This is a genomic window from Pseudomonas sp. TKO26 (assembly GCF_003225665.1).
GTDB classification, from domain to species: domain Bacteria; phylum Pseudomonadota; class Gammaproteobacteria; order Pseudomonadales; family Pseudomonadaceae; genus Aquipseudomonas; species Aquipseudomonas saponiphila.
The window spans coordinates 1-11,486 of sequence record NZ_QKLN01000027.1 but is presented as its reverse complement, the minus strand read 5'-3'; the positions used below and the strand labels follow the sequence as shown (position 1 = coordinate 11,486).

The window sequence follows — 11,486 nt, the reverse complement described above, 5'->3', positions numbered from 1 at the left end:
TCAAGGTGATCGGGTTGGCGCTGCTGTTGGCCGCGACCGTGGCGCTGACGGCATTGGCTACCGGGGCCTGGGCGTTGATGGTCAGCGTGTAGGCCTGGGAGCCGGTGGCGCTGTTGGCGTCGGTGGCGGTGACGGTCAGGTTGAGGGTGCCGGCGGTGCTTGGTGTGCCGCTGATGGCACCGGTGCTGGTGTTCAGGGCCAGGCCGACCGGCAGGCTGCCGGCGGTGATGGCGTAGGTGTAGGGCGCGGTGCCGCCGCTGGCGCTGACGGTTTGGCTATAGGCGCTGCCGACGGTGCCGTCGCTCAAGGTCGTGGGGCTCAGGCTGATGCTCGGCGCACTGACGGTGATGGTCACCGTGGCCGGGCTGGAAGTACCGCTGGCGTTGGTGGCGGTGTAGGTGAAGCTGTCGGAGCCGGAGAACCCGGCGGGCGGGGTGTAGGTGATGCTGGTGCCGCTGGCCGTGGCGGTGCCATGGCTGGCGGCGCTGGCCACGGTAACGCTGGTGGCGGCGCCGCCACTGAGGGCCAGGGTGATCGGGTTGGCGCTGCTGTTGGCGGCGACCGTGGCACTGACCGGGCCGGCGACCGGGGCCGGTACGGTGTAGGTATAGCCGTTGGTCAGGGTCGCGGTGCCCCCTGGCGTGGTGACCACCACGTTCACCGCGCCGGCGGCGTGTGCCGGGGTGGTGGCGGTGATGGTGGTGGCGTTGTTGACGGTGTAGCCGGTGGCCGCCGTTCCGCCAAAGCTCACGGCGGTGGCGCCGGTCAGATTGGTACCGGTCAGGGTGACGGAGGTGGCGCCGGCAGTGGTGCCAGTGTTCGGCGCAGCGGAAGTCAGGGTCGGCGCCGCGGAGCTGGTGACCACCAGGGTATAGGTGGCGACACCGCCCTGATTCAGGCCGTCATTGAGGGTGATGCTGAATGTGTAGGTGCCGGCCGTGGTTGGCGCGCCGTGGAGCGTGGTGGTCGAGCTGCCCGGTGACGGGTCGAGGATCAGTCCCGCTGGCAGGCAGGGCGTCACGCCATCGTAGTCTGGGTCGTTGGCATCGCACTCCACCCATTTGTCCAGCGGCATGGCGCCGCCGGTGGAGCTGATGAGGATGCTCATGGACTGGCCTACCGCTACGCTAGGCAAGGTCGTACCCGTCGCCGGACTGGTGATCACGGGCGCAGCGGCCATTGCCTGGTTGGCCAGGGTCAACATGACCAGCAGCATGAAGAGTGCAATCAGCGGGCGTTTTACCCAGGTACCTAGCGCGGTAAGTGGTGTTCTCATGAGGGCTTCCTGCCTTGCGACCGGTGTGTGGGTCGTATCCAGCTTGATTGTTGATAAAGGTCCAGCGGTTACAGCACGGCTACAGCCGGCCCAATGGGCTGGTTTTGCTTGGCGCTCAAGGGTTGTCGAGGTTGTGTTTGGCAACCGGCCTGGCGGGCCGCTGCATCTGGGTATAAAGGCCGCTGTTGGCACCGGGCTCGAAGCCCAGTCGTTCATAGAGCCTGCGGGCCGGGTTGCCTTGTTCGACACTCAGGCTGCAGGACTGGCGCTCGGCATCCGCTTCGGCAAGCAGGGTGCGCAGCAACTGCGTACCGATGCCCTGGCCGTGCCAGGCCGGGAGCAGGGCAATATCGACGATGCGCAGATCATGGGCCTGGCGATTCACGCACAGGCGGCCGATGGGTGTGCCGGCCTGCTCGATGATCAGGAAACTCGCTGCCGGGTAGTGTTTTTCATAGTGCTGACGTTGCAGTTCGGCCTGGGCAAGCAGGAAGGCGCGGCGTTGGGCGTCATTCAAGCCCGGTACTGCGCTGACTTCGGCCCAGCGGCGCGACAGGTACAGTTCCTGCAGAAAGGGCCGGTCGTGGTCGTCCTGCTGGCGCAGTACGACCACCTGGTTCGTCGGCGGTTGGCGGTGAGTGCAGTAAGTCATCAGGATCTGATCGGGTACTCGCCATCGAGGCAGATGCAATAGCACAGTGTCAGGAAGGGTTGCATGGTGTTGCGCAGCGTTGGCGGCGGTGTGGCGCTGCCGGCCGGCCCAATGGTGCCCATGGCCAGTTTTGGGTCGTTCGTCGACGGAACGGTGCTGTTGTACAGGCGGATATTGCGCGGCTGCGCCAGATAGGCGGTGTTATTGGGGGTGTCCAGGGCCGCCGCTGTTTCGCTGCCATCCCTGGCCCATACCTGGTGGTTGTGAGAGCAGATATTGCTGGCCGACAGCACGATCCGATCGGCGCCCAACAGGTTGCCGACGTTGGTGCCGATGGTGCCGCCGGACCCCATGGCAACGCGTCCGCTGAGATTGGGCAGTTTGAAGTTCTGCCCTACTGTGCCGCCATAAAGCGTGCCAATCACCGAGTAGAGCGCGGGATACTGCTGGACAGTGACGAGCGAACCGTCGCAATAGGCCCAGTTTTGCGGGGCAAAGTTGTAGGGGAACAGTCTGATTTCACCGGTAAAAGCGTCCATGATCGGTCATTCCAGATTGAGTGATTAACGTTACTGGTTGCGAGTCGGGTACAGGCCGACCAGACAAATGATGTAGCTGACCGTCAATGAGCCCATCAGGTTGTCATGGGCGGTTGCGTTGGCATTGTTGGTTTGTGCCTTGTCGAGAAAGCCCGAATTCAGCGCGTAGGTGGGGGACGTGCCGGTTCCCTTGCTGTACAAGCCGGTAATGATGCCGGCCGCATCGAACTCGCCGAAGGTCATTTTATTGGGATCAGTCGGTGGGGACGGATTCGCCGAGGTGGCAGCAAGGGTGCTCACCATAAAAGCGTGGGTATGGCTTGGCGTGTTTTCCGGGGTCATGGTGACGGTGGTTTGGCCCATGGTGCTCGTCAGCGTTCTTGGGGTCAGGCCCGGGCCGCTGCCCATGCCCACGGGGAGGCGGCCGCGGTAATCCGGCAGGCCGAATGTGGTGGCGCCATTACCGCCGTAGAGGGTTCCCAGTAACGAATAGAGGGCTTCATAGTTGCTGATCGGCAGGAGTGCGCCGTTACAAAACGCCCAGCCCTCGGGCGCGTAGTTGCCGGCAAACATGCGAATTTCTCCGACAAATGCTTCAGACATGTCAGTTTCCTTGCTTGAGGGTCTGTAGACAGCGGTTATTGGCGCGGTGGGTAAATACCCGTCGTGGCAATGCAGAAACACCCGACGATCGAGGGCTGTATGTTCGTCATGGGCAAGCCCAGGGTCGGCGCCACGGTGGCGCTGTTGAGAGCGACCAGGTCGGTTGTCGCCGGGACATAAGTCGGTTTTGCCTCTTGGCCGTTGGTCTTTGAACTGATGGCGGGGATGTTGTTCTGAGGGCCTGAGGTGCCGACTGCACTCGAGACGTGGGTGGTATGGGTGTGCAGGGCCAGGGAAGTCAGGGGCAGGGATACTGTTTCCGTGCCGCCTTGGCTGCCCAGTAGGTGGGTATCCATGATCGGTGGGTTGCTTGAGGCCTGGAAGTTTTGCCCCAGGGCTACCCGGCCACGCAGGTCCGGCAAGCCGAAGGTGGTGGTGCCGTTGCCACCGAAGGTTTTGCCTAGCAGGGATGCCAGCGCCACGTTGCTGTTGAATGGCAGGATCTGCCCCTCGCAGGGAAGCCAGCCTTGAGGTGCCCAGCCCCAGGGGAACAGACGAATTTCACCGAGAAAGGGTTCCATGTTCTTTTCTCCTTGAACAAGATATTGACGCTGTAAATCCGTCACCGCTAGAAGAGTAGCAGCCTGCGTGAGCGCACGATAAACAAAAGTTAATTTAATGCGCAAATACTATTTTAGTTTGTCTGGTGAAACTTAATGAGCGTCTCTTTCAAGTGCGCATAGTTGGGTTTCTGGTTCGGGGTTTTCAGAGGGAAATGCTTTCCAGGCGTTGCTGCGCGAACTCTTCGTTTCAATGGCGGCCGCCGCAGGGCTTGGGCTGTGGCCGGGAGGGGGAGGTTCTTGAAGGGGGGTGTTGAGTTTTGCGGGGTGGCCTTTATCAAACTAAGCTAGCTAACGATATGCGTCTAAAGTGTCGGTTGGCTAGTCCGGAAGAGGAGGGGTGGTTGCTGTTTTAAGTGTGAATGAACATTGGATTAGTTGCGCTTCGCTAAAAGCTTTATTACTGAGTAATACTGTAGGTTATTCTGCTGTTCCGGGATGCCGGGTATTTTGCCAAGACTTTGTTTTAGTTGAACTTATTGGACTGCCCATGTTGCCCGAGAGGTGCCGCCTCTTCTTGAAAAGAGGCGGCATCCGCTACTGGTCTAGAGCCCGGCGTTTTCTGCCGCTACGCTCTTGGGCTTGCCGTAATGCCATTCATAGACCACGAACTTGAAGTCCTTGAGGTCGCCTTTTTCATCGAAGCTCAGATCGCCGGTCGGGGTCTTGAAGGTGCCCTTGTGGATCGCCTCGGCGACTTTCTCCGGGTCTTCGCTCTTGGCCGCGGCGATGCCCCCGGCAATCACTTCCACGGCCGAGTAGGACGGCAGGACGAACGGGCCGCTGGGGTTTTCCTTCTTGGCTTCGAAGGCTTCCACCAGGGCCTTGTTGGCCGGGTCCTGGTCGAAGGACTTGGGCAGGGTCACCAGCATGCCTTCGGAGGCATCCTTGGCGATCTGCGAGATCGAGTCGTTGCCCACGCCTTCAGGCCCCATGAAGCGTGCGGTCAGGCCCTTTTCCTTGGCCTGGCGCAACAGCAGGCCCATTTCCGGGTGGTAGCCGCCGAAGTAGACGAAATCCACATTGGCCTGCTTGAGCTTGGCCAGGATCGACGAGTAGTCGCGCTCGCCGACGTTGATGCCTTCGAACATCGCCACCTTGATGCCTTCCTTGCCCAGGATGTCCTTGACCGAGCTGGCGATGCCTTCGCCGTATTGCTGCTTGTCGTGCAGCACCGCGACATTGCTCGGCTTGAGCTGGGCGATGTAGCGCGCCGCCGCCGGGCCTTGGGCGTTGTCCAGGCCGATGGTGCGGAACACCATCTTGTAGCCCCGGGCGGTCAGCTCGGGGCTGGTGGCGGCCGGGGTCACCATCACGATGCCTTCGTCTTCGTAGATGTCCGATGCCGGCTGGGTGGAGCTGGAGCACAGGTGCCCGACCACGAACTTGACGCCGTCATTGACCACCTTGTTGGCCACGGCCACGGCTTGCTTGGGGTCGCAGGCATCGTCGTATTCCACGGCCACCAGTTGCTTGCCGTCGACGCCGCCCTTGGCGTTGATCTGCTCGATGGCCATGCGCGCGCCGCTGAACTGCATGTCACCGTATTGCGCCACCGGGCCGGTCTTGGCCCCGGCGATGCCGATCCGGATGCTGTCGGCGGCCAGGGAATGGCAGGCGAAACCGGCAAGGATCATGGCGCTGAGCAGTTGGGTGGTTTTGTTATTGATACGACTCATGGGGTGTTCCACTCCTGTGGGTTACGGTTCAAGGGTGTTGCGGGTGTTGCCATGCCCGCCGCCGAGGGGCGGCAGGCTGTTGTAGCGGGCTGGCGGGCCGGCCGTGTTGATCCTGCTCAAGGCAGGGCCTTGCCGGTCACGACCTCCAGGACCGGGCGGCTGATGCCGGGCTCGGCACTGGCGTCCAGGGCCTGGGCGATGTCGGCCAGCAGGTCGGCGATATCCTCCAGGCCCGCCGACAACCGTACCAGGCCTTCGGCGATCCCGTGTTCGGCGCGCTCCTGCGGGGTGTAGGTGGAATGGGTCATGCTCGCCGGATGCTGGGCCAGGGATTCGGCGTCCCCCAGGCTGACCGCGCGGCTGAACAGGCCCAGGGCGTTCATGAAGCGCTGGCCGCTGGCCAGGCCGCCCTTGAGTTCGAAGGCGATCATGCCGCCGGGCAGTTTCATCTGCTGCGTGGCCAGGGCGTGTTGCGCGAAGGATGCCAGCCCGGGATAGGCCACTGTGGCCACCGCCGGGTGCTCTTCAAGGAACCTGGCGATGGCCTGGGCGTTGGCGCAATGGCGCTCCATGCGCAGGGCCAGGGTCTTGAGGCCGCGCATCAGGAGAAAGGCGTCCTGGGGCGAAAGCACCGCACCGGTCAGGTCCTTCAGGCCTTGCAGGCGGATGCGCTCGGCCAGGGCCTGGCGGGTGATGACGATGCCGGCGGTAATGTCGCCGTGGCCGCTGAGGTATTTGGTGGCCGAGTGCAGCACCAGGTCGGCGCCCAGTTCCAGTGGCCGCTGCAGGTAAGGGGTGCAGTAGGTGTTGTCCACCGCCAGGGTGATGTGCGGGTACTGGTGGGTGATCTGCGCCACCGCGGCAATGTCCACCAATTGCATGTTGGGATTGGCCGGGGACTCGAAATAGATCATCCGCGTGTTCGGGCCGATGGCCGCCCGCAGCTCGCCCAGGTCGGTCAGGTCGACATGGCGCACCTTGACCCCGAACTCGGCGAGGCCATGGTGCAACAGGGCGAAGGTGCAGCCGTACAGGGTCTGGCCGACGATGATTTCGTCGCCGGGGCGCAACAGGGTCCACAGGGTCGCGGCAATCGCCCCCATGCCGGAGCCGAAGGCCACCGCGGCTTCGCCGTTTTCCAGGGCCGCCATGCGCGCCTCCAGCAGCGCCAGGGTCGGGTTGCCGATGCGGGTGTAGAAGTAGCCGGGCTGTTCACCGGCAAAGCAGCCGGCGCCGTATTCGGCTGTGGCGAAGGTGAAGGTGGACGTCAGGTAGATCGGCGGGATCAGCGCGCCTTGATGCTCCTGCGGGTTGTAGCCGTGATGGATGGCGCGAGTGGAAAAACCAAGGTCATTGTTTTTATTGTGCATGGTGAACGCTCCCGGATTTGCTCTAATGCTATGCTCAAATCCGGCGCAATAAATTCTAATCTTGCCCTTGTAAAATCGCTTTATTGAAATAAATAACCATAAAAACAAGATATAGAGGCAAAACATGCCCGAAGCTCTGGATCGTATCGACAAGGCCCTGCTGATCGCCCTGCAAGACAACGCCCGGCTGACCAACGCCGAGCTGGCGGACAGCGTGGCGCTGACCACGTCGCCGTGCTGGCGCCGGGTCAGATTGCTGGAGGAAAGCGGGGTGATCAGCGGCTACCAGGCCATCCTCTCACCCAAGGCACTGGGCTATGGGGTCACCGCCTTTGTCAGCGTGATGATGGAATCCCACTCCCGGGAAACGGCCCGGGCCTTCGAACAGCGGCTGCTGGAAATTCCGGAAATCATCGCCTGCCACAACGTCTCCGGACGCTACGACTTTCTCCTCGAAGTGCTGGCCAGGGACCTGGAGTCCTTCGGCGAATTCGCCCGCGAAGTGCTGCAGACCCTGCCGGCGGTGAAAGAGATCTACTCGAGTTTTTCCTTCAAGTCGGTGAAGCCGTTGCGGCAGATCCCGGTGCCGCAACCCGGCGGCTGAGGCCGGGACCAGGTGCATGCCCGGCGGTGATTGCCAGGTGAAACAAAGCGCGCCCGCGATCTTGATCGCGGGCTTTTTTTTGCCTTGTCGAGCCCTTGCATGCCTGATCCAGGCCTTGGCCAAAAGCCCGTTCCTGCGCTTCACCCATGTGCCGGAAATGAATTTTCCGCAGCGCGATGATTGACGCGACAGCAGCGCCTCCCTATTCTTTGTCAACCAACAAAGAATAGGAGCGATTCAATGAAAACCCTCAAGGGCCCCAGCCTGCACCTGGCGCAATTTGCTGCCGACAGCGCGCCCTTCCACAGCCTGCCGGCGATTGCCCAATGGGCCGCCGACCTGGGTTTCAAGGCGCTGCAGATTCCCGCCTGGGATGCGCGTCTGTTCGATGTCGCCACGGCGGCCGAGAGCCAGGACTATTGCGATGAACTCAAGGGCCAACTGGCACAGAAGGGCCTGCAGATCAGCGAGCTGACCAGCCATATCTTCGGCCAGCTGGTGGCGGTGCACCCGGCCTACGACGCGATGTGCGACAACTTCGCCCCCGAGGCGCTGCGGGGCAGGCCGCAAGCCAGGACCGAGTGGGCGATCGCGCAGATGAAGCTTGCCGCCAAGGCTTCGCGGCGCCTGGGGCTGAGTGAGCTGGGGACCTTCTCCGGCTCCCTGGCCTGGCCTTACCTGTTTCCTTTTCCGCAGCGCCCCGAAGGCCTGATCGAAACCGCCTTCGACGAGCTGGCGCGGCGCTGGCGGCCGATCCTCGATGCGTGCGACGAGCAGGGGGTCAACCTGTGCTACGAAATCCACCCCAGCGAGGACCTGCACGACGGCACCAGTTTCGAGCGCTTCTATGAACTGGTGGACCGGCACCCACGCTGCAACATCCTCTTCGATCCCAGCCACTTCGTGCTGCAACAGCTGGACTACCTGAGCTACCTGGACATCTACCACGAGTGCATCCGCATGTTTCACGTCAAGGATGCCGAGTTCAATCCCACGGGGCGCCAGGGCATCTATGGCGGCTACAGCTCCTGGGTCGAGCGCGCCGGGCGCTTCCGTTCCCTGGGCGACGGCCAGGTGGATTTCAAGGGGATCTTTTCCAAGCTGGCGCAATACGACTACCCGGGCTGGGCGACCCTGGAATGGGAGTGCTGCCTCAAGGACCAGGAAGACGGCGCCCGGGAAGGCGTGGAGTTCATCAACCGCCACATGATCCAGGTCACCGAGCGGATCTTCGACGACTTCGCCGGTGCACGGATCGACCGCCAACAAATCAACGCCATGCTCGGCATGGCCTGAACCCCCTCAGCGAGAAAACCCCATGAATGCTTTGACGGACAACACCCAGGCCGACACCGACGGCCTGACCCATCGCTATGTGCGCATCGATGGCCAGCGTATCCATTGCGTCAGCGCCGGCAGCGGTCGCCCGGTGCTGCTGATTCCCGGCTGGCCACAGACCTGGTATGCCTGGCGCGGGGTGATCCGGGCCCTGGCGGCCCAGGGGTTCCAGGCGATCGCCGTGGACCCGCCGGGCAGCGGCCAGTCCGATCGCCCGGAGCAGGGCTACGACACCGGCCACGTGGCCGAGGTGCTGCACCAGGTGATGCTGCAACTGGGCTTTGCCCGTTACAGCGTGGTCGGCCATGACGTCGGCATGTGGATCGCCTACGCCCTGGCCAGCGACCGGCCGCAGGCGGTGGAGCGCCTGGCGCTGACCGAGGCGGTGATCCCCGGGTTGGCGGAGGCGCCGCCGATTTTCGTCGCGCCGGAGCAGAACATCTTTCTCTGGCACTTCATGTTCAACCAGTTGCGGGATCTGCCCGAGGCACTGATCGCCGGGCGCGAACGGGCCTACCTGAGCTACATCTTCGACCACTGGTCCCATCGTCGCGAGGCGGTGGCCGCCGAGGTCTACATCGACGCCTATACGGCGCCGGGCGGGCTGCGGGCGGGTTTTGCCTACTACCGGGCGATTCCCGAGACGGTGCGCCAGAACCAACAGCGGGCCCGGCGCCCGCTGGCGATGCCGGTGCTGGCGATCGGCGCCGAACACGCCACCAACGATGCGCCGCTCTTGACCCTGCAAGGCCACGCCAGCGACCTGCGCGGCGCCATAGTGCCGGACTGCGGGCACTTCATCATGGAAGAGGCACCCGAGGAATTTCTCGCGCTGCTGCTGCCGTTTCTGCAGGAGGGCCGTGACTGAGGCACGGCGCAGGCACGGCCGCGGGCACGGAAAATGGCCGCGGCCGGGGCAAATCTAATATCATTTCGTCCCGGCGCGCTGCGCCAACCGGCTGTTCGGCCCGCGCCGAACACCCTCCCTGTCCTGACGAGATACCCGACCCCCATGGCTGGAAGACCCCGCGAATTCGATCGTGACCAGGCACTGCGCCAGGCCCAGGAACTGTTCTGGACCCGTGGTTTCGAAACCACCTCCATGGCCGACCTGGTGGCGGCCCTGGGCATTGCCTCGGCGCGCATCTATGCCGCCTTCGGTTCCAAGGAGGCGCTGTTTCGCGAGGCCATCGAGCTGTATGAAAGCCAGGAAGGCGGCTTCGCCGACCTGGCCCTGCAGGAACCCGACGTCCACCTCGCCATTGAGCGCATGCTGCAGGACGCGGTGGCGCTCTACACCCGGCCCGAGGGCCCTCGGGGCTGCATGGTGGTGGCCTCCGCTGTGAACTGCTCAAGCGACAACGACAGCGTGCGCGAATGGCTGGCCGAGCATCGCCGGGCGCGCACCGCGAGCATCATCCAGCGCCTGGAAGCGGCGGTACAGGCCGGCGAGTTACCCCGCGACAGCGATGCAACCGCCTTGGGGGACTATTACGCCATGGTGCTCCACGGGCTTTCGGTGCAGGCTCGCGACGGCGTCAGTGCGGCGCGCCTGTTGCAGGGCGTGGCGTTGGCCATGCACGTCTTGCCGGACGGCGCCCAGGGGCACTGAGGCGCCGGGCAACGGACTGTGCTCCGCCACCCGGGGCCCGGTAGGGCTGGCCCGGGTTGTGCATTTATATCGGGTCCTGGACCTGCTTCATCATCGACAGAGTACGACGCCCCCCATGAGCGATTCCCCGGCGACACCCCAAGGCAACTGGCAGCCGGTCATCGCGCTGGCGCTGGCGGCCTTTGTCTTCAACACCACCGAGTTCGTGCCGGTGGGCCTGCTCAGCGCCATTGGCGCCAGCTTCGACCTGCCCACCGAGCGGGTCGGGCTGATGCTGACCATCTACGCCTGGATCGTCTCCCTGACCTCGCTGCCGGTGATGCTGCTGACCCGCAACGTCGAGCGGCGCAAACTGCTCACCGTGCTGTTCGGCCTGTTCATCATCAGCCATGTGCTGTCCAGCCTGGCCAACAGCTTCGGCCTGCTGATGCTCAGTCGCATCGGCGTGGCCCTGGCCCATGCCCTGTTCTGGTCCATTACCGCGTCCCTGGCGGTGCGCCTGGCGCCGGCGGGCAAGCAGGTGCAGGCCCTGGGCCTGCTGGCCACCGGCACCTCGCTGGCCATGGTCCTGGGGATTCCCCTGGGGCGCTTGCTTGGCGAAGCCCTGGGCTGGCGCACCACCTTCGGCGTGATTGCGGCCATGGCCGGCTTGCTGGTGCTGTGGCTGATGCGCACCTTGCCGCTGTTGCCGAGCCAGAATTCCGGTTCCCTGCGCAGCCTGCCGTTGCTGTTCAAGCGCCCGGCGCTGGTGGCGATCTACGTGCTGACGGCGCTGGTGGTGACGGCGCAGTTCACCGCCTACAGCTACATCGAGCCCTTCATCAAGGTGGCGGCGGGCCTGGGCGGCGAGGTGGTGACCCTGGTGCTGCTGGTGTTCGGCGGCGCCGGCATCATCGGCTCGCTGCTGTTCAGCGTGCTGCACCGCCACAGCCCCCAGGGCTTCTTGCTGACCGCGGTGGTGCTGCTGGCGCTGTGCCTGAGCCTGCTGTTGCCGCTCAATGGCCAGGTCTGGTCGCTGGTGGCGCTGAGCGTGGTCTGGGGCATGGCGATCATGGGCTTCGGCCTGGCCCTGCAATCGAAGGTGCTGGTGCTGGCGCCGGATGCCACCGACGTGGCGATGGCAATGTTCTCCGGGATCTACAACATCGGCATCGGCGGTGGCGCACTGCTGGGCAGTTGGGTGGGCGGGCAAC

The 11,486-nt window shown here is 63.8% G+C and carries 13 protein-coding genes; 6 read left to right on the top strand and 7 right to left on the bottom strand.

Annotated features, from left to right (window positions below; all coding sequences use genetic code 11):
* The 7 genes from DNK59_RS24115 to DNK59_RS24085 form a co-directional block, all read right to left on the bottom strand.
* The coding region (locus DNK59_RS24115) for a putative Ig domain-containing protein (RefSeq protein ID WP_177431294.1) at positions 1–1,276 on the bottom strand (1,276 nt) is incomplete at its 3' end.
* A 115-nt stretch (positions 1,277–1,391) separates the two neighbouring features.
* On the bottom strand, positions 1,392–1,928 hold the full coding sequence (locus DNK59_RS24110) for a GNAT family N-acetyltransferase (RefSeq protein WP_110724892.1): 537 nt from the start codon (positions 1,926–1,928) through the stop codon (positions 1,392–1,394).
* Positions 1,928–2,467, bottom strand: coding sequence for a phage tail protein (locus DNK59_RS24105; protein ID WP_110724891.1), 540 nt, complete (start codon positions 2,465–2,467; stop codon positions 1,928–1,930). The genes DNK59_RS24110 and DNK59_RS24105 overlap by 1 nt, the downstream gene beginning before the upstream one ends.
* A gap of 30 nt (positions 2,468–2,497) precedes the next feature.
* Positions 2,498–3,070 carry a phage tail protein gene (locus DNK59_RS24100; protein ID WP_110724890.1) on the bottom strand — a complete coding sequence of 191 codons (573 nt, stop codon included), beginning with the start codon at positions 3,068–3,070 and terminating at the stop codon, positions 2,498–2,500.
* Positions 3,071–3,105: 35 nt separating this feature from the next.
* Complete coding sequence (locus DNK59_RS24095; RefSeq protein WP_110724889.1) at positions 3,106–3,651, bottom strand: phage tail protein; 546 nt, start codon at positions 3,649–3,651, stop codon at positions 3,106–3,108.
* 584 nt (positions 3,652–4,235) lie between these two features.
* Positions 4,236–5,369, bottom strand: a complete 1,134-nt coding sequence (locus tag DNK59_RS24090; protein WP_092313983.1) for a branched-chain amino acid ABC transporter substrate-binding protein — start codon at positions 5,367–5,369, stop codon at positions 4,236–4,238.
* Positions 5,370–5,485: 116 nt separating this feature from the next.
* Positions 5,486–6,739, bottom strand: coding sequence for a methionine gamma-lyase (locus DNK59_RS24085; RefSeq protein ID WP_110724888.1), 1,254 nt, complete (start codon positions 6,737–6,739; stop codon positions 5,486–5,488).
* A gap of 124 nt (positions 6,740–6,863) precedes the next feature.
* Here DNK59_RS24085 and DNK59_RS24080 point away from each other — a divergent pair, with 124 nt between their 5' ends.
* The 6 genes from DNK59_RS24080 to DNK59_RS24060 all read left to right on the top strand — a co-directional run.
* Positions 6,864–7,343: an Lrp/AsnC family transcriptional regulator gene (locus DNK59_RS24080; protein ID WP_110724887.1), complete on the top strand. Its 480-nt coding sequence runs from the start codon at positions 6,864–6,866 to the stop codon at positions 7,341–7,343.
* A 16-nt stretch (positions 7,344–7,359) separates the two neighbouring features.
* Positions 7,360–7,527, top strand: coding sequence for a hypothetical protein (locus DNK59_RS31825; RefSeq protein WP_158288762.1), 168 nt, complete (start codon positions 7,360–7,362; stop codon positions 7,525–7,527).
* Between the two features lie 56 nt (positions 7,528–7,583).
* Entirely contained in the window at positions 7,584–8,639 is a 1,056-nt protein-coding gene (locus DNK59_RS24075) for a sugar phosphate isomerase/epimerase (RefSeq protein ID WP_110724886.1), read from the top strand.
* Between the two features lie 22 nt (positions 8,640–8,661).
* On the top strand, positions 8,662–9,549 hold the full coding sequence (locus DNK59_RS24070) for an alpha/beta fold hydrolase (RefSeq protein WP_110724885.1): 888 nt from the start codon (positions 8,662–8,664) through the stop codon (positions 9,547–9,549).
* Positions 9,550–9,693: 144 nt separating this feature from the next.
* Positions 9,694–10,293: a TetR/AcrR family transcriptional regulator gene (locus DNK59_RS24065; RefSeq protein WP_092313993.1), complete on the top strand. Its 600-nt coding sequence runs from the start codon at positions 9,694–9,696 to the stop codon at positions 10,291–10,293.
* 115 nt (positions 10,294–10,408) lie between these two features.
* A partial coding sequence (locus DNK59_RS24060; protein ID WP_110724893.1) for a sugar transporter occupies positions 10,409–11,486 on the top strand: 1,078 nt, incomplete at its 3' end.